Annotated in this window: 17 protein-coding genes and 2 pseudogenes; 9 read left to right on the top strand and 10 right to left on the bottom strand. The window is 56.4% G+C overall.

What is annotated here, in order from left to right; all coding sequences use genetic code 11:
• Window positions 1-17 precede the first annotated feature (17 nt).
• The 3 genes and pseudogenes from Q0721_RS12335 to dnaA all read right to left on the bottom strand — a co-directional run.
• Window positions 18-998 (bottom strand): annotated as a pseudogene (locus Q0721_RS12335) (sigma-70 family RNA polymerase sigma factor); the annotation flags it as partial.
• Between the two features lie 297 nt (window positions 999-1295).
• A pseudogene (locus tag Q0721_RS12330) lies at window positions 1296-1655 on the bottom strand (sigma-70 factor domain-containing protein); the annotation flags it as partial.
• Window positions 1656-1748: 93 nt separating this feature from the next.
• Window positions 1749-3092, bottom strand: a complete 1344-nt coding sequence (dnaA, locus tag Q0721_RS03980) for a chromosomal replication initiator protein DnaA (protein ID WP_299025652.1) — start codon at window positions 3090-3092, stop codon at window positions 1749-1751.
• 550 nt (window positions 3093-3642) lie between these two features.
• Between dnaA and Q0721_RS03975 the strand changes: the two genes are divergently transcribed.
• From Q0721_RS03975 to Q0721_RS03965, 3 genes are read left to right on the top strand one after another with little or no spacing between them, the layout of a single operon-like run.
• Window positions 3643-4116 carry a MarR family transcriptional regulator gene (locus tag Q0721_RS03975; RefSeq protein ID WP_299025649.1) on the top strand — a complete coding sequence of 158 codons (474 nt, stop codon included), beginning with the start codon at window positions 3643-3645 and terminating at the stop codon, window positions 4114-4116.
• Window positions 4113-4910: an ATP-binding cassette domain-containing protein gene (locus Q0721_RS03970; protein ID WP_299025646.1), complete on the top strand. Its 798-nt coding sequence runs from the start codon at window positions 4113-4115 to the stop codon at window positions 4908-4910. The genes Q0721_RS03975 and Q0721_RS03970 overlap by 4 nt, the downstream gene beginning before the upstream one ends.
• A 25-nt stretch (window positions 4911-4935) precedes the next feature.
• Complete coding sequence (locus tag Q0721_RS03965) at window positions 4936-5730, top strand: ABC transporter permease (RefSeq protein WP_366519170.1); 795 nt, start codon at window positions 4936-4938, stop codon at window positions 5728-5730.
• Here Q0721_RS03965 and Q0721_RS03960 read toward each other — a convergent pair.
• From Q0721_RS03960 to Q0721_RS03940, 5 genes are all read right to left on the bottom strand, one after another.
• Window positions 5727-6059, bottom strand: coding sequence for a FeoA family protein (locus Q0721_RS03960; protein ID WP_299025640.1), 333 nt, complete (start codon window positions 6057-6059; stop codon window positions 5727-5729). The genes Q0721_RS03965 and Q0721_RS03960 overlap by 4 nt on opposite strands.
• A 17-nt stretch (window positions 6060-6076) precedes the next feature.
• On the bottom strand, window positions 6077-6322 hold the full coding sequence (locus Q0721_RS03955) for a hypothetical protein (protein ID WP_299025638.1): 246 nt from the start codon (window positions 6320-6322) through the stop codon (window positions 6077-6079).
• The gene (feoB, locus tag Q0721_RS03950; RefSeq protein WP_299025637.1) at window positions 6315-8297 is read right to left on the bottom strand and encodes a ferrous iron transport protein B; all 1983 of its coding nucleotides are present in this window, start codon (window positions 8295-8297) and stop codon (window positions 6315-6317) included. The genes Q0721_RS03955 and feoB overlap by 8 nt, the downstream gene beginning before the upstream one ends.
• Complete coding sequence (locus tag Q0721_RS03945; RefSeq protein WP_299025635.1) at window positions 8248-8742, bottom strand: Fur family transcriptional regulator; 495 nt, start codon at window positions 8740-8742, stop codon at window positions 8248-8250. The genes feoB and Q0721_RS03945 overlap by 50 nt, the downstream gene beginning before the upstream one ends.
• 157 nt (window positions 8743-8899) lie before the next feature.
• Complete coding sequence (locus tag Q0721_RS03940; protein ID WP_299025633.1) at window positions 8900-10159, bottom strand: MFS transporter; 1260 nt, start codon at window positions 10157-10159, stop codon at window positions 8900-8902.
• Between the two features lie 135 nt (window positions 10160-10294).
• On the opposite strand from Q0721_RS03940, the gene Q0721_RS03935 reads away from it, so the two are divergent.
• The 6 genes from Q0721_RS03935 to Q0721_RS03910 are packed head-to-tail and all read left to right on the top strand — an operon-like array spanning window position 10295 to window position 14822.
• On the top strand, window positions 10295-10708 hold the full coding sequence (locus tag Q0721_RS03935; protein ID WP_299025631.1) for a PPC domain-containing DNA-binding protein: 414 nt from the start codon (window positions 10295-10297) through the stop codon (window positions 10706-10708).
• A gap of 2 nt (window positions 10709-10710) precedes the next feature.
• Complete coding sequence (locus tag Q0721_RS03930; protein ID WP_299025628.1) at window positions 10711-11667, top strand: nucleoside hydrolase; 957 nt, start codon at window positions 10711-10713, stop codon at window positions 11665-11667.
• A 30-nt stretch (window positions 11668-11697) separates the two neighbouring features.
• Window positions 11698-12303 carry a hypothetical protein gene (locus Q0721_RS03925; RefSeq protein WP_299025625.1) on the top strand — a complete coding sequence of 202 codons (606 nt, stop codon included), beginning with the start codon at window positions 11698-11700 and terminating at the stop codon, window positions 12301-12303.
• 53 nt (window positions 12304-12356) lie between these two features.
• On the top strand, window positions 12357-13133 hold the full coding sequence (locus tag Q0721_RS03920; protein WP_299025622.1) for an energy-coupling factor transporter transmembrane component T: 777 nt from the start codon (window positions 12357-12359) through the stop codon (window positions 13131-13133).
• Window positions 13124-13996 carry an ABC transporter ATP-binding protein gene (locus Q0721_RS03915; protein ID WP_299025619.1) on the top strand — a complete coding sequence of 291 codons (873 nt, stop codon included), beginning with the start codon at window positions 13124-13126 and terminating at the stop codon, window positions 13994-13996. The genes Q0721_RS03920 and Q0721_RS03915 overlap by 10 nt, the downstream gene beginning before the upstream one ends.
• Window positions 13980-14822 (top strand): ABC transporter ATP-binding protein, encoded by an 843-nt coding sequence (locus Q0721_RS03910; RefSeq protein ID WP_299025616.1) that lies wholly within the window; start codon window positions 13980-13982, stop codon window positions 14820-14822. Before Q0721_RS03915 ends, Q0721_RS03910 begins: the two co-directional genes overlap by 17 nt.
• On the opposite strand, the gene Q0721_RS03905 is transcribed toward Q0721_RS03910, so the two are convergent.
• Both Q0721_RS03905 and Q0721_RS03900 read right to left on the bottom strand, forming a co-directional pair.
• Window positions 14819-15634 carry an HAD family hydrolase gene (locus tag Q0721_RS03905; RefSeq protein WP_299025611.1) on the bottom strand — a complete coding sequence of 272 codons (816 nt, stop codon included), beginning with the start codon at window positions 15632-15634 and terminating at the stop codon, window positions 14819-14821. The two genes, Q0721_RS03910 and Q0721_RS03905, sit on opposite strands and share 4 nt — an antisense overlap.
• Window positions 15635-15649: 15 nt before the next feature.
• A complete protein-coding gene (locus Q0721_RS03900) occupies window positions 15650-16441 on the bottom strand; it encodes a DUF364 domain-containing protein (RefSeq protein ID WP_299025608.1) in 792 nt (263 codons plus the stop codon).
• Window positions 16442-16540 lie beyond the last annotated feature (99 nt).

Genomic DNA, 16540 nt, shown 5'->3' with positions numbered 1-16540 from the left:
TCCGGTGGAAGGCGGGATCAGGTCAGGTATTCGCGCAGGTGGCGGCTACGAGTGGGGTGGCGCAACTTACGCAGAGCCTTGGCTTCAATTTGGCGGATGCGCTCACGGGTCACGTTGAAGTAGCGGCTCACTTCCTCGAGCGTGTGGTCTTTGCCGTCAATCAACCCGAAGCGCAATTCCAGCACCTGACGCTCGCGTTCGGTGAGCGCCCCCAGTGCATTTTGCACCTGTTGGCGTAGCATCTCGCGCGCGGCGGCATCCATGGGTTCCAGGGCTTCTTCGTCCTCAATGAAATCGCCCAGTTGACTGCTTTCTTCATCTCCGACGGGGCGCTCCAGTGAGACGGGTTCTTCGGCAGATTGGAGGATGCGCTGGACTTTGGTGGTTGCGGCTTCCCACCGTCGCTGGAGTTCAGGATCGAGGGGTTGATTGCGTGAGCGTGCCAGAAGGATGGCCTGCACATCCTCTTCGCTGAGTAGCCCCGATTCCAAAGCCAGTTCCTCGTAAGTGGGTTCACGCCCCAGTTGTTGAATCAGCGAGCGCTGAACACGGAGCAGGCGGGTGATGGCCTCAAAGAGGTGCACCGGGATGCGGATGGTGCGTGCCTGCTCAGCGATGTAGCGGCTGATGGATTGGCGGATCCACCAAGTGGCGTAAGTGCTGAACTTGTACCCGCGAGTGGGATCAAATTTAGCCACGGCGCGCAGTAGCCCTAGGTTGCCTTCTTGGATCAAATCGAGGAATGAAACCCCTCGTCCCAGGTAGCGCTTGGCAATGCTGACAACCAGGCGCAGGTTGGCACGGATCAGCACGTTGTTAGCTTCTTCAGCGTTCTGATGGATCTCCTCGCGTTGTGCGCGCAGGGCTTCCTCATCGTTCAAATAGGAGATGAAAAAGGCCAGATCGGGCAGTTCTTTCTCGCTCTCCATGTGCTGGGTCAGGGCATCAGCCGCTTCTCCAGGCAGGAGGTAGAGATCCAGGAAGAAATTGAAGACATTGCGTACCAACCCATCCCAGAATGTGTCGCGTCCCCAGGGGCCGCTATCCATATAGGAGCGCACGTAGGAGGGGGATTTGCTCTGCCAGGTCTGGCGCAGCAGGCGTGCCTCGGCCAGCATCAATTGCGGGTCGGGGGGAAGGGTGTTCTCCAAGCGGGCAGCATCTTGCTTGACGCGTTCCCAGGAAGTGAGCAAATCCTCGCAAACGGCCAGGAAGAGGGCTTTGTAGCGCCCGTTTCCGCTACCGCGTGCATCAATGTGCTTCTGCAGAGCATCTAGGCGCCGATCGGCCTCAATGCAGGTGGCCAGGCGGAACTCGCTGTCGGCATCCAACAAGCCAATTTGGCCAATTTCGCGCAGATAGAGCCGTACCGGGTCTTCCGAAAGTTCGGCGGCCAGTGCTGGATCCTCTAGAATTTCCAGCGGGTCTTCCAGGGCCAGATCTGCCCAATCCTCGCTGGAAGGGGCTGCAATGGGTTCTTCTAGTTCGGTAACCAGCTCCTCATCTTCAGCCTCGCCTAAGGCCTCAGGTAATTCAGTTTCGTCAAAGTGGGGCGTCGGGCGAGGACTGGTTGCGCTACCTTGGGCCTTGGGTTTGTCTTTCCCTCTGGAGGTTTGAGGGCGTACTTCAGGAGAGATCTTTTTTGCCCGTGGCATGGTTAAAATCATACCATGAGGCCAGAATTTGGGCAAAAGAAAATCCACTCCAATTTTCCAGAGCGAGTTGGGCGTTTGATTTTGCCCAAATCCTTAGCCGGCCACGCTGCGCCCGTAAAGGGTCTCGCGTACCTGGGAGATCCGGCGTCGCAGGTAATCGTCACGCTCGATCATATCGGCAACTTTTTCGCAGGCGTAGAGCACCGTGGTGTGATCTCGCCCGCCCAGCACCTCGCCAATCTGAGGGAAGGAAACATTGGCTTCTTCGCGCAGCAAGTACATGGCCACCTGCCGCGGTAGGGCAACTTCGCGAGAGCGCTCGCGGCTGAGCAGACGCTCCCGTGAGATCCCAAACACTTGTGCAACGGCGTTAACGACTTGCCCAGGATCGATCTGGCTGCGTTGGGGGATGAGGTCGGCCAGGGCAATTTCTACCAACGCCGGGCTTAGCGGGTGGCCGCTCAGATCCGCGTAGGCTAGTACGCGCGTCAGTGCTCCTTCTAGTTCACGGATATTGGATTGAATCTGGCGCGCAATGGTGTACAGGATTTCCACCGGCACCTCCCGCCCGGCGCGCTCGGCTTTGGAACGCAGGATGGCGACCCGTGTTTCCAGATCGGGCGGTTGAATATCCACGATCAGCCCCCACTCAAAGCGTGAACGCAGACGTTCTTCCAAAGTCATCATGGCTTTCGGGGGGCGATCTGAGGAGATGACCAATTGCTTTTCCTGGCCGTAGAGGGTGTTGAAGGTGTGGAAGAACTCCTCCTGGGTAGATTCTTTGTTGGCAATAAATTGAATATCGTCGATCAGCAAAACATCAATGTTGCGGTAGCGTTCCCGAAAGGCGGTTGTGGTGTGTGTGCGGATAGCATTGATCAAGTCGTTGGTGAAATCCTCAGCCGATACATAAAGGACATGCAACCCGCGCTCGAGCGCGGTATTGCCAATTGCATGAAGCAAGTGGGTTTTACCCAGCCCCACCCCACCGTAGATGAAGAGGGGATTGTAAGCGCGTGCAGGATTTTCGGCTACGGCTAGGGAAGCCGCATGGGCCAGGCGGTTGCTGGCCCCTACGACAAAGTTCTCAAAACGATAGCGAGAAATGACGGTGCGAGGCTGAGGAGGATCATTGTGCCCGTTGGAGGGCGCCAATGCCAGATCGTCGGGGGAGGTCTTAAGCGGCGCTTCTTTGTGCCAGACGATAAATTCCACCCGTTGAGGTGTTTCCATTAACCCACTGAGCAAGCGGGTGACGGTGCTGGTCAAACGGTTTTCCAGCCAATCTCGTGCGTAGGCATTGCGAACGCCAATGATGAAGCAATTGTCTTTCCACTCTACCAGTTCGGCGTTCCTCACCCAAGTGTCGAAAGCGGCTTTGGACATATCCATTTGCAGTTGACCCAAAACGACTTGCCAGGCTTGTTCGGCTTCCATGTGGCTTCTCCTCCGCTCAGCATTGAATTTGTGCATTCAGCACGGCGCAATAGCCAACAATGCCCCCTGCGCCTTTGCAGAGGGTTTCCCCAAAGCAGTTCTCGTTTGGGCGTTTACTGGGAAAGGGGGACAGGTGTCCGCCCTGAATGATCGGTGCGTGAATTATTCTAGCAAATCTCACCCCGACTCACAAGTCGGGAAACCTACGCTGACCTAAAAAATTGGGGATCTTTAAAGTGGAGTCACCTTAAGGAGCGCCAGGCAAAACGTTCTTGATAAGGAGATTAACTCGCACATTTGTTCTTGCCACGCTTTCCTGGTGCCCCATCGTATGCCCCCATATGTGGGGGGTAATGACCTGACTTATCGGTTTATCCACCAAATTCAAAAGATTCTTAGATTCTTTGTCTGGGGGTTGTGGAGATTCAAACACTTATGGAGCGAATCTGGTCGCCACAGCCTTTTTTAAGGCTATAGGTGAAGCGGGGCTCTTGACGGTTGCCGTTTTCAAGATTATAGTTTGAACATCTAATTATTAGGAATTCAAACTATGACTAGCGATCTTGAGCAATGTGTACAGGAAGTTTTGGAAGTGGTGATGGGAGTTAGCCGGGTTATTCGCAGCCAGATGCGCCGTCACCGTGATCCGCGCATGAGCGTGCCGCAGTTTCGGGCGTTGATCTTCATCCGTCGGCAGATGGCCTCGATTTCCGATTTGGCAGAGCACCTGGGACTGACCCGCCCGACCACCACCGCGTTGGTAGATAAACTTGTCCGCATGGGCTGGGTAGAGCGGGTCGGTGATGCGCATGATCGTCGCCGTGTGCGTTTGCGCCTGACCCAGGCGGGAGAGGCCATCCTGGTGGCTGCCCAGGCGCAAACCCAGGCCTATTTTCTCGGCTTGCTGACCACTTTATCCCCGGCCGAACGGGAGTGTGTGGTTCAGGCCATGCAGATTCTGCGCCGACATGTGCTCGCCGAAGCATCTGAGACTCCGCTGCCCAGTGAAAGAGGCCAACCATGATCTTACAGACCCAAAATCTCACGCGGCGCTATGGAAATCTGGTGGCTGTGGATCACCTCAACCTCAACTTGCACGAAGGGGAGGTGTTTGGGTTGTTAGGGCCCAATGGTGCAGGTAAGAGTACGTCCCTGAAGATGCTCACGACTCTGCTCCCGCCGAGTGAGGGGAGTGCCGTGGTCGCCGGTTTTGACATTCGGCATCAAGCGGCGCAGGTGCGCCGGGTCATCGGTTATGTGCCTCAATTGATCTCCGCCGATGGCGCGTTGAGCGGCTATGAAAACCTGCTGATTGCAGCCAAACTCTACAATATTCCCCGCGCAGAGCGCGAGCGGCGTATTACCGAGGCGCTGGAATTTATGGGTTTGCACGAGGTGGCTCATCGCTTGGTGCGGGAATACTCTGGGGGAATGATCCGCCGCCTGGAGATTGCCCAAGCCATTCTCCATCGCCCGCGGGTGCTCTTTCTTGACGAACCCACGGTGGGCTTGGATCCGGTGGCGCGGCATCTCGTATGGGATTATATTCGCCAAATCCGCCAGAATCTGGGTACCACCATCCTATTGACCACCCATCTGATGGATGAGGCAGATCTGTTATGTGATCGGGTTGGTATTATGCACCTGGGACGGCTGGTAGCGTGCGATACTCCTCAGGCTCTAAAGGTTACTATTGGCAAGCCCGACGCTACGTTGGATGAGGTTTTCATCCACTTTACTGGAAACCAACTTCAAAACGCCACTGGAGGTTACCGTGAAACTGTCCGAACGCGACGGGTTGCCCGTCGTCTGGGGTGAAACTGCCTCCCCATCACCGGTTGCGCTGACCTTACGCCCCTGGGCAGCCCTTTGGGAGTTTCTGTACAAGACCTGGGTCATTGCCGAATTGGAGGCGCGCAAGTTACGCCATGATCCCACTGAACTTTTCACCCGAGCGGTACAACCAGCGCTGTGGCTGCTGATTTTTGGGCAGGTGTTTGCCCGTGTACGGGCCATCCCTACGGGGGATCTTTCCTATCTAGATTTCATGGCGCCGGGTATTCTGGCGCAGAGTGTTCTGTTTATTGCCATTTTCTACGGCATTTCAGTCATTTGGGAGCGTGATTTAGGTGTTCTGCACAAGATCATGGCCAGCCCGGCTCCACGAGCGGCGTTGGTGAGCGGTAAAGCCCTTTCAGCGGGTATTCGCGGCTTGACCCAAGCAATCATCATTTACGCCCTGGCAGCGTTGCTCGGGGTGGATTTAAACTGGCAGCCCCAGGCTTTGCTAGGGGTTACGGTGGCAGTGATCCTGGGCGCAGCCAATTTCTCGCTCTTCTCGCTCATTATTGCCTGTTTGGTTAAGACCCGCGAGCGTTTCATGGGCATCGGGCAGGTGCTGACCATGCCGCTCTTCTTTGCCAGTAATGCCATTTACCCCATTGCGATTATGCCGGCCTGGTTGCAGGTGGTGGCGCGGGTCAATCCGCTGACTTACATTGTGGATGCGCTGCGGGCGCTGATGCTTTCTGGCGGTGCGCCGGCCTTTTCCTTAGGGGTGGATTTCGCCGTCATGAGCGTGACCACGCTGGTTCTGGTCATCATTGCGGCGCGCCTCTATCCCCGCGTCATCGTCTAGCTGGAGGGTGTCTGGGTTTCGTTCAATGGCCCCCCTTTCCCGCTATTGGGTTTAACCAGGATACAGCGGGCAATCTGCGGTTCAAAAGCCAACTCGGTATGCTCAACTTGAATGATGGTCACCGGGCGTTGGGCCAGCACACGCACAGTGCGTCCAGGCATTACGCCATACGCCTGTAAATAGTGCTGGTAATCCAAGGGGAGCGCTTCAAAGCCAAGGATGGTTACTTCTTGGCCAGGCGCAACATGGCAAAGGGTAGGTCGAGTAAAGGGCTTTCCCGGGCTGTGACGGTAGCGGGCACGGTGGAAGCGGAGGTGCGGGATAAGCATGGTGCGTAATCTCCTTTTCACGGGGTTGTATCCTTGGGGGGAGTCGGCGAACGCTTAAGCAGGCGCTCGGCCCAGCGCGCCCAGCGGGAGGCCTGGGGGTTAATCACGCTGGTGCCGCAATTTGGGCAACATGCCATCTGACACCCGGCGTGGAGAGGGCACTGTGCACAGGCAGGGTGTTTTCCAGCCTGGAAGCGTGTGCCGCAAACCGGGCAGGTGAGCCAGGTTTCCTCGGTCAGGGGTAGGGTAGGCGATCTAGCCATGCCAACCTACTAGAGTGAGCAGGCGGTATAATACGCCGCCCACGAATAACGCAAAGGGGAAAATGAAAGCCAGCATGCCCAGCGCGGTCTTAAGTCCGCGCTCCTTAATCATCATGAACACACTGGCAATACAGGGCACGAAGAGGGTAATGGTTACCATGGCAACCACTACCTGAACAGAGGAAAGTAAGCCGCGGGACTCCATGACGAAGAGGTTTGTGGCGGCAAAATCACGGCGCAGGAACCCCACCAGGAAGGCAGCGGCTGCTTCAGGTGGGAGACCCAACCAGTGAGTGACCACCGGTTCGGCAAGGCGGATGATCGTGGGCAAAAGATGGAACCAATCTAGCATGAAGAGTAGGAAAGTGCCTAGCAAGAATAAGGGCACGGCTTCTTTGATGTACCATTCCAGGCGCGCCAGGGTTTTGATCAGTACATTCGAGAGCACCGGCCAGCGCAGGGGTGGAAGTTCTACAATTAGAGGGGCGCGTTCGCCGGGTAAAACCCGCGCGGCCAGCCAGCCCACAATGAGCAAGACCACCACCACGACGCCGGCCCAGATCAGGGTGGCGCCGAATGAAATGCCTGCCAACATCCCCATCACAACCCCCAATTGGGCTGAACAGGGGATGGCCAAGGCGAGCAGGAAGGTCACCAAGATGCGCTCACGGGGGCGGCTAAGGATACGTGTGGTTATCGTTGCCATAGTGACGCAACCCAGCCCAAGCACCATGGGGAGCACTGCCTGACCGTTTAGGCCGATGCGGCTAAAGAACTGGTTGGTCAATACCGCAAGACGCGGCAGATACCCTGAATCCTCGAGAATACCAAAGGCAATAAAGAAGGTAACCACAATCGGTAAAAGCAGGGCCAAAGCGTATGTCGCACCCATGGTCCATAAGCCGTAATCACCGACAAGCATTTGTTGGACAAACGGCCAAGGAATCCAACGTTCCAGGTGGCTCGCTACCCAGGGGTTGATGATTTGGCCAAAGAGGGTTCCTTCGAGGAATCCCACCAAAGTGCCGGCCCCAAAAACGCCCACGAACCAGTAAAGTCCATAGAGTACCAGCGCCAGGATAGGAATGCCCCATAAGGGATGGGTGGCTAAGTGTCCCAGGCGCACATTAAGCGGTTCGCGTTGGTGTTGTTCTTGGCGCCAGACCTGGTTAAACCACCCCCGGATGACGTTTTCGCGCGCGCGTTGGAGCACGCTGGCTACGGGCTCTGCGAGGCGAGCTTGGAGGTCCTGGCGGATGTATTCCAGGCGTTGGAAGGTATCGGGATCCAAATGAGAACGTAACCAGGTGGCAACGCTGGCTTCCCCACTCAGGAAGAGCAAGGCCAAGCCCCGAGCGGAGATAGTAGCCGGAGGGAGAAGGGGTAGAATGGCTTGCACGCCTTCTTCAATCTCTGGGGGATAGGTAGGGTGAAAGAGGGCCGGTTGAACCCGTTCCAGGGCGTGGAGCAATTCATCCACCCCCTGATCGCGCGTGGCTATCGTGGTAACTACCGGGATACCCAGGGTGCGGCGGAGCGGCTCCAGGTTTAGCTCAACCCCGATGGCCTGGGCTTCATCCAGCATATTGAGCACCAGCACCAGGGGTAACCCGAGTTCGGCTAGTTGTAAGGTTAGGTGTAGAGTGCGCTGCAGGTTTTTTGCATCTCCTACCTGGATAACGGCTCCGACATGGTCATCGAGTAGAGCACGCACGGTTACTTCTTCGTCTTCGCTGCGGGCCGGGAAGGTAACGATTCCTGGTGTATCTATCACTAACCAATGCGGACGATGGCGCAGACTGCCCTGAGCAACCTCTACAGTGGTGCCAGGGTAATTGGAGACAGTCACATATTGCCCGGTTAGCCGATGAAAAAGCACCGATTTTCCAACATTGGGGTTGCCAACCAGTAAAATGCGCGGGGGGTCAGCGTGGGTGGTTGAGGATGGCATCGGGGTTGAATGACAATGGGCCATAGGCTTCTACCTTTTGTAAGCAGGATTGACACAACCCATAAAAGGTTAACGACGCGCTTTCAATGGTGCCACCGTACTGAGCAATGAAATCGCGTTTGAGCAAATCCAAAAGTGGCGCCGGGAATTCGATGATGGCGTTGCACAGGCGACAGCGAAAATGATGATGATCGGGGTTGGCCGAGATGGCCGGATCAAAGCGGTCTTGTGGACGCTCGCCTTCAAAACGCTGCGAACCCACCACGCCCAGTTCCTCCAGCCAGCGCAGGGTGCGGTACACCGTCGAGAGATTAAGGTCTGGGGCCCGTTGGCGGGCACGCTGGTATATCTCTTCAGCGGTGGGATGATCGGTGCATTGGGCGAGGGTTTCCAGAATCAGGCGCCGTTGGGCGGTCATCCGCCCCCCGGTCGCGCGTAGACGTTCAGTTACTTGCGTTACCCAATCCATTATCTCGTCCTTAATGCAAATCATTTGCAATAAAGCCATCCTTATTTTAGGTGTCCCCCCGCTCAGGGTGTAGTGTGTTTTATCCCCTTGTGGGGTGCAAAATGTCATGCCCCGCCCGGGGTTAGAAAGAAAGTTCTCGTTGATCGTCTTTAGCCGCTTAGGCGTGTTCTTTGAGTAAGGCGGCGGCGCGGCTCTGTTCTTGCTGGATGTACTGTGGGCGTACGGTGATCCAGATAATCGGCAGGGTAATCACTAACATAACCGCATTGATGAGAAACGGCCAATAGGGACTCCAGTTTTCCCACATCAAGCCGCCCAGGTAAGGCGCGGGAAGGGAGAAAAGTCCTAACGTGGTTGAAAGTAGCCCAAACGCCAGTCCGCGCAGGTGACGCGGAGCAACCTTGGAAATCAAAGCATTGAAGGCGGGGGCATATAGGGCTTGTCCCAGGCCGAACATGCCCCATACCAAGGCCTGGAGGGGGAAGGCCGGCCCACCCAAGAAGAGCACCGTCGCTACCGCGAAGATGCCCAGCCCGCCCACCAAGCCCCAGCGCTCACCGTAACGGTCAGAAATCCAACCCCCGGCGGTATTAAATACTGCCGCGGCGATGCCCATGATAGTGTAGAGCGATCCGACGCGGGTGGTGGTGTAGCCATAAAGGTCTTTAAGGTAGATGGGGTAAAACTGGTCGCTCAGGCGAAAACTGAAATCCTGCAGGCCATCAAACACCAGGATCCAAGTCATCAGCGTGCCGGCAGTGGCCAGGCTGATCATCTGCACCAGGTTGGCTTTAAGTTGACCAAAGTTGAGACGACCAGACGCTTCTTGGGCGGCGGCACGGGCGCGGCGACTCATGCTCATACGGATAATGGTGGCTACTACGTAGAACCCTGCGGCTACCAGCAGCATGCCCCGGAAGCCTAACCGATCTGCCAAAAAGCCACCCAGGAATGGCCCCAAAATGTTAACAATCCCGAAGACGCTATCGAACAGCCCATAGACTTTGCCGCGATTGTTTTCGCTGGTGTGCTCGGCGATGAAGGCGCGGAAAGTGGGAGAAATCAGCGCGCCGGAGATGGCGGCGGCAATGATGGCTACTAGTGCCCACTCCCATGAAGGCACAAAGGGTAGCCAAAGTGAACCAATCAAGCCGATGAGGCTGCCAATGGCAATCGTGCGCAAATAACCTAACGAGTCGGAAATCCAACCGCCGAAGACTTGCAGAAGCAGCGGGGCAAACATGCCAATGGTGAAGAAAAGCCCCACCTGCTCTACGCTGGCGCCCAGGTTGCGCAGGTAGAGTGAGAGCATGGGCGATTCCATACGTGAAGCAATGTTGGCCAGAATCATAGCGAACATGAAGAGCGCCAAGGTTGGGGAAAGGGTGCGCAAAACAGAGCGATTCAATAGTTTCATGAATGTCCTCGGCGGGAATTTCCGTTGGGTGGAATAAGATTATAGCAGCGCGGGTGCCGCTGGTATAATTATAACCACGATGATATAAGAGGTTTTCTCCTGCGTTACCCTCCAGATGGATTAGATAGGTTCAACATGAATACAACGCCTCTTCAAGTGGTCGCCTTAAGGTTGCGTCCGGGCCAAGATCTTAAGCAAGCCTTAGATACCTGGGCACAGGAAAACGCTATCCAGGCTGCAGTGGTGCTGACCTGTGTGGGCAGTTTACAGCGGGCGGTGCTTCGTTTGGCCGATCAACCCGGCCCTACCCTTTATACAGGTAAGTTTGAGATCGTTTCCCTGACCGGTACGTTGTCTGTCCACGGGTCGCATTATCACATCGCCATTTCAGATTCAACCGGCTATACCTTGGGGGGACACCTTATGGAAGGCAGTCTGGTGTATACGACGGCAGAAATTGCCCTAGGTATTTTGCCTTCGGTGCGCTTCGAACGCCGTTTTGACCCTGAAAGCGGCTATGATGAACTCTTTGTTGCTAAGGGAGAATAGGGATGTCCTCACCAACACGGCTTCTGATTGACACTGATCCGGGGATTGATGATGCCCTAGCGATCTTGCTGGCCTTGGCTTCACCCGAAGTTCAAATTGAGGGGATTAGTGTGGTGTTCGGCAACTGTGCTGTGGATCAGGGGGTGCGCAACGCCCTGGCGCTACTTGATTTAGCCCATGCGCCGGATATCCCGGTGGCACGAGGCATGGAGCGCCCGCTGGTGCAACCGCTGCTTCTAGCCCCCGAAACCCATGGCGATACGGGCCTGGGCTATGCTCGTCTGCCCGAGCCCCAGCGTCAACCGGATCCACGGCATGGGATGGACCTGATCATAGAAACTGCCCGCGTTACACCGGGAGAGATCACGTTGGTAGCTTTAGGTCCGTTGACCAACCTGGCGATGGCACTGCGGCGCGAACCGCGCTTGGTGAATTGGCTGCGCCGTGTCATTATCATGGGGGGGGCAATCCGCCACCAGGGAAACACGACTCCTTTGGCCGAGTTTAATGTATATTGTGATCCACACGCCGCCCACATTGTGTATCACTCCGGGCTACCGATCACCCTGGTGCCGCTGGATGTGACCTACCAGGTGGTGTTTAAGCCAGAGCATGTGAATTATTTGCTGTCATTCAATTCCCCGGTAGCGCATTTCATCGCTGAGGCTACGCGATTTTACATGGAATTTCATGACGCGTATCAGCAGATTGAAGGCTGTGTCATTAACGACCCACTTGCTCTGGCGTTGGCTTTCGCTCCAGACCTGGTAGGCACAGAGTCCCATTTTGTAGATGTGGACATTAGCGGTGGGGTTAGCATGGGGAAGACCTTTGCTGACTTTTACCGCATGATCGCCAAACCGGCGAATATGGAGGTGGCTCTCACCGTAGATAGCGAACGTTTCCTGAATCTTTTTGTAGCGCGGATGGCGCAACTCTGCCGTACCCTTACGGCGTAAAGGTCATCTTTTTCAACTAAGGAGGGCACGATGAAACTGGTGGATTCGATCAAGAAGGATTTCAACACAATGACTCTGGTCCTTATCCCGGTTGCAATTGCCATCAACGTGGTCATCGGACAGATCGTAGTTTTGCTACGCCTGCCGGTTTACTTGGATTCTATCGGTACGGTGTTGGTAGGAGCCATTTGTGGGCCGTGGGCCGGTGCGCTGACGGGGACGCTTTCCAACATTATTTGGGGGTTGCTGATCGACCCGAATGCGTTTCCCTGGTTTCCAGTGGCGCTGTTCATCGGGTTTGTGTCGGGGTGGTGCGCCCATTTCGGTTTGTTCCGCACCTGGTGGGGGGTGGTGATCACTGGGTTCTTGGTGGCGATCACAGCAGCGCTGGTCTCGACCCCGATCGCAGTTTACCTCTATGGCGGGATCACGGCCAGCGGTTCTTCGTTCATCACGGCGTTTTTGCTCCAAACCGGACGCGATCTGGTCAGTGCGGTGTTGAGCACTAACTTCCTGGTGGAGCCAGTGGATAAGATCGCCACGGCGCTACTGGCCTACGCGATCATTCGCGGCCTTTCCCGGCGTTACCTGATGCGCTTCCCGCGGGCTGAAAACGTCACCCCCAAGAAGGCCTAGCCAGATCAGTTTTTGGGGTCTCCCTTCTTGTTATCTCGGTGCATGGCTGAAGCATGGTTGAACGCCTTTCATTTTACCTGGAACGGAACAGCCCGCTCCACCGCCTAAACCCGACCACTAAACTGGTGGTGGCGTTTACCCTGATTCTGGTGGCATTTTTGGGGCGCGGCCTGTTCCTACCTAGTCTGATCTTTCTGCTGATTCTGGCACCGTTGAGTTTTTTGGGGCAAGTGGGGCGGGAGTTTCTGCGCACCACACTGAACTTGCTCCTGCCCCTATTTGCCTTTCTCTTCGTGATGCAAAGTCTGTTCTACCCCGGGGGTAAAACGGTGCTCTTTGGGTTCTGGATTTTTGCGGTTAAGTTGGAAGGAGTGCGCTTTGCTTTCCTCACCGCAACGCGGGTGTTGGTTATGGTGTCGTCGTTCCTGCTCTTGTTGCTCACCACGCATCCCGGGGTGCTGTTACTTGATTTGACCCAACGGGGGCTACCGGCCTCAGTGGCTTACATTCTGGCGTCTACCCTCCAAATTATCCCCCAAATGCAGGCAAAGGCTGCTACCATCCTCGATGCCCAACGTTCGCGCGGGCTGGATACCAGCGGCAGTTTGGGGCGGCGCATTCGGGCGCTGTTGCCCTTGGTAGGGCCATTGGTATTCGGTTCGTTGGTGGACGTGGAAGAGCGTGCCATTGCCATTGAAGCGCGAGGGTTCCGCTCGTCGCGTCCGAAGACCAGCCTGGTCGAAATTGAAGACCGCCCACTAGAACGAGCGCTGCGTTGGTTGTGCCTGCTGGCATTTATCCTGGCGCTGGGGAGTCACCTATGGCCGTGATCGTGATCAAAAACTTGACCTACACCTACCCGACCATGGATCATCCCGCTCTGCGTGAGGTGAGCCTTGAGGTTGAAGCCGGCGAGTTTGTGGCCATTATTGGGCCGAATGGTGCAGGAAAATCCACGCTCTGTTACACCTTGGCAGGTTTCGTCCCGCATTTCTTTAAGGGGGAATTGCAGGGAGACGTGTACGTCGCTGGCCAGGATATTCGTCATGTGCGGCTGGAAGACTGGGTGCTCAAAGTCGGTCTGGTCTTTCAAAACCCCTTCAACCAGATTTCGGGGGCAAAATTCACGGTATACGAGGAAATTGCGTTTGGTCTGGAAAATATTGGCGTCCCACGCGAGGAGATGAAGCGTCGGGTCGAAGAGGTGATGGCGCTCACCGGCATTGCGGATCTGGCCGATCGTTCGCCTTATGCCCTTTCAGGGGGGCAACAGCAACGGGTGGCGCTGGCTTCGATCCTGGTGATGCAACCGGAGGTGCTGGTGCTAGATGAACCTACCTCACAACTGGATCCGATTGGCAGCCGGGAGGTCTTTCAGGTCATCCGACAACTGGCGCACCAGGGGGTGACGATTGTCATGGCTGAGCACAAAGTGGAATGGATCGCCCAATACGCTGACCGGGTGATTGCGCTGGCCGAGGGCGAGATCATTGCCAGTGGTCAACCGGCAGAGGTACTCACCGACCCACGTTTGCCGGAGTACGGCATTGGGATCTCACGCTATACGGCGGTTGCCCGCCAGGCGGCGGAGGAAGGTCTGTGGCCGCCACACCAGCGTTTACCCGTCACTCTGGAAGAGGCTGCAGCGGGGTTTCGTGCCATTGAGGAGACCGACTATGCGCGTTTGCGTTGAGAATGTGCATTTCGAATATCCCGGCGGGGTTAAAGCCTTGCGTGGGGTTTCCCTGATCATTGAACCCGGCGAACGAGTGGCGATCGTGGGGCAAAACGGCGCCGGCAAGACCACGCTGGTCAAGCACCTCAACGGCTTGCTGCGTCCTACGCAAGGGCAGGTGATAATTGGCGATTGGGACACTTCTCAGGTGGAGGTGCATCGTCTGGCCCAGCGAGTAGGGTATGTCTTTCAAAATCCAGATGATCAACTGTTCTGCCGCACCGTTGCCGAGGAGGTCGCGTTTGGCCCACGCAACTTAGGCTACGCGCCGGAACGGGTCCACCAACTGGTGGAAGAGGCGTTATACCTGGCCGAACTAACGGATAAGGCTGAGATTAACCCCTATGATCTTTCGCCTTCATGGCGCAAGATGGTGGCGCTGGCTTCGGTGATCGCCATGGATACGCCGATTGTGATTTTTGACGAACCGACCACCGGGCAAGATGCGCGCACCATTCGACGCATTGAGCACATGATTGAGGCGCTGCGTCAACGGGGTAAAACCATCCTTACCATTACCCACGATATTGACTTTTGCGCGGAGAACTTTGAGCGCGTGGTAGTAATGGGGCAGGGGCAGGTGCTGGCAGACGGTCCGAAGGAGAGGATCTTGGGCATGGTGGAGGTCTTAGCGCAAACCTACGTTGAGCCACCGCAGTTAACTCGCCTGGGAATGCAACTGGGGTTTGAGACAACCGTATGCACCCCAGCGCAGTTCCTGGAGACTCTGCGCCGCCGTCTAGGTCATTATCGGGCGAATGGGCTCGGCAGGAGTGAGAACTAGGTATCTAACCACCGTTTGGCGTCGAGCAGTTCAAAGATAGGTGTCAAGATACCATGGGGTTGGCGATCAATGATGTGATGGGCGTGTGCCCGTGCCCGGGGTGAGGCGTTTGACGGTGCAATGGCGAGGTCGGCACAGGCAAACATAGGCACGTCATTGTCACCATCGCCAACAGCCACGATCCTGGCGTGTGGCAAACCCAGGCGTTGTAAGAGGGCGCGCAGCCCGAAGCCCTTGTTAACTCCTTGGCGGGTGACTTCATAGATCACATCCAAACTGAAACTCCCCTCCACCGGTAAGTTCTGGGTAGCCTGAGCGAAGGCCTGTAAAACCTCGGGGTGGTCGGAGAGGCACATTAGTTTGCCAAACCCCTGCCCAGAGGGAGCCTCACTCAATGGACGGGGGAGGAAGCCAAAACGCTCGGCGGCCTGCAAGCCGAATGGCGTGATCTCTTCTAGGTACGCCCCATCTAATCCCTGCCACAGGAAAGCCGCATCCGGAAATTGTGGCACTAACGCGTGCAGGCGGGCCTCGGCTTCCAGGGGGATAGGGAAATACGCTTCCAAGATTTCGCCAGCGCGATAGATGGCAGCGCCGTTTTGCAATACCAAGGGAAAGGGCAAAGGCTCATCCCGGTAGAGCCCGGCACGTTCCAGCACCCGCCGGGCGCTTTCCAGCGAACGCCCGGTGGCAAACACCAGGGTGACAGGCAAAGGCCGGCGCAAGGCCAGGGCATCTTCGGGGTGGATCTCGCGTTCTTCAATTAGGAGCGTACCGTCTAGGTCAATGCTCAGCACAATGGGGGTTGACATGGGGACGGTCCTTGGCTAGGGTGTTCCGGTCCTCGATTCTACCCCAGAACCGTATAGGTCCGGATTCACATTTTCGCGAGCGAGGGTGAGCAAACGCACCCCTTGCACCTGGGGGAAGACTGCCCCCTGCTGAATGGTGAGTAGGGCGGCGTTTTCATCCTCAACGCAGGCGCCAGAGAGCATAGCAAAACCGAATTCAAACAGGCGCGGGGTTAAAGGAGTGCTTGGACCAAGTAGCATCCGCCAGGCCTGGGGAGTGCACAGTGCCAGCAGGTCATCCACTGTGTGGTTAATGAGCGTGGTGGCAGTAATGGCAACCACGTCTGCCTGGGGCAAGATCTCTGAGGCAGCCGTGGCGGGTAGGTCACCAGGGGCGGGGTGAAGTTCGAGCACCCATAGGTTGCGTGCCAAGGGGCGCAAATCGTTGATAAAGGGGAAATGACCAACGATGACCACATTCCGCCCGGCACCGTGGTGTTTAAGTACCTCCGCGGCATTGATCTCTTGAAACGGCAGCCCTTCCAGCGGCAGGAGAGAATTGTAAGCGGCCAGACCGATACTGGCTTCCAGTGGATTCTCAGAGAGTAACCAGGTGGCTAGTTCTTGAGCGTCCTTGGTATGGAGTTGCCCCACGTCACGCACCCGATGATATCCGTGGGGGGCATGTGCGTCTGTCAGTGTGGCGGCCAGCCCGCAGCGGCGGGAGCATACCAGCGTCCAATGCACACCTACGTAAACCCCGCGCACTGGCACGGGGCTCGACGGAAGGTCGGCAAGCAGGGTTTCGAGCAAATGGGATTTGATCATTGGGCTCTTTGTTAGCCTACCTCCTTTCAGGCCAATTATAGTCCAGGCTGGTAATGGAGTGAGTGAAGAGGATTAAAATTAGGGACGCAGACCAGGATG

The sequence above is a fragment of the uncultured Thermanaerothrix sp. genome, from assembly GCF_938028735.1.
GTDB lineage: Bacteria > Chloroflexota > Anaerolineae > Anaerolineales > Anaerolineaceae > Thermanaerothrix.
The sequence above is the reverse complement of the archived record's forward strand: the minus strand, read 5'-3'. Positions and strand labels throughout refer to the sequence as shown.

Bases quoted from the DNA above. Each gene is read 5' to 3' on its own strand.
- Q0721_RS03930 (WP_299025628.1), top strand. From the start codon at position 10,711: ATGTCCTCACCAACACGGCTTCTGATTGACACTGATCCGGGGATTGAT.
- Q0721_RS03945 (WP_299025635.1), bottom strand. From the start codon at position 8,742: ATGGATTGGGTAACGCAAGTAACTGAACGTCTACGCGCGACCGGGGGG.
- Q0721_RS03915 (WP_299025619.1), top strand. From the start codon at position 13,124: ATGGCCGTGATCGTGATCAAAAACTTGACCTACACCTACCCGACCATG.
- Q0721_RS03925 (WP_299025625.1), top strand. From the start codon at position 11,698: ATGAAACTGGTGGATTCGATCAAGAAGGATTTCAACACAATGACTCTG.
- Q0721_RS03940 (WP_299025633.1), bottom strand. From the start codon at position 10,159: ATGAAACTATTGAATCGCTCTGTTTTGCGCACCCTTTCCCCAACCTTG.
- Q0721_RS03975 (WP_299025649.1), top strand. From the start codon at position 3,643: ATGACTAGCGATCTTGAGCAATGTGTACAGGAAGTTTTGGAAGTGGTG.
- Q0721_RS03935 (WP_299025631.1), top strand. From the start codon at position 10,295: ATGAATACAACGCCTCTTCAAGTGGTCGCCTTAAGGTTGCGTCCGGGC.
- Q0721_RS03955 (WP_299025638.1), bottom strand. From the start codon at position 6,322: ATGGCTAGATCGCCTACCCTACCCCTGACCGAGGAAACCTGGCTCACC.
- Q0721_RS03970 (WP_299025646.1), top strand. From the start codon at position 4,113: ATGATCTTACAGACCCAAAATCTCACGCGGCGCTATGGAAATCTGGTG.
- Q0721_RS03910 (WP_299025616.1), top strand. From the start codon at position 13,980: ATGCGCGTTTGCGTTGAGAATGTGCATTTCGAATATCCCGGCGGGGTT.
- Q0721_RS03905 (WP_299025611.1), bottom strand. From the start codon at position 15,634: ATGTCAACCCCCATTGTGCTGAGCATTGACCTAGACGGTACGCTCCTA.
- Q0721_RS03960 (WP_299025640.1), bottom strand. From the start codon at position 6,059: ATGCTTATCCCGCACCTCCGCTTCCACCGTGCCCGCTACCGTCACAGC.
- feoB (WP_299025637.1), bottom strand. From the start codon at position 8,297: ATGGCCCATTGTCATTCAACCCCGATGCCATCCTCAACCACCCACGCT.
- dnaA (WP_299025652.1), bottom strand. From the start codon at position 3,092: ATGGAAGCCGAACAAGCCTGGCAAGTCGTTTTGGGTCAACTGCAAATG.
- Q0721_RS03920 (WP_299025622.1), top strand. From the start codon at position 12,357: ATGGTTGAACGCCTTTCATTTTACCTGGAACGGAACAGCCCGCTCCAC.
- Q0721_RS03900 (WP_299025608.1), bottom strand. From the start codon at position 16,441: ATGATCAAATCCCATTTGCTCGAAACCCTGCTTGCCGACCTTCCGTCG.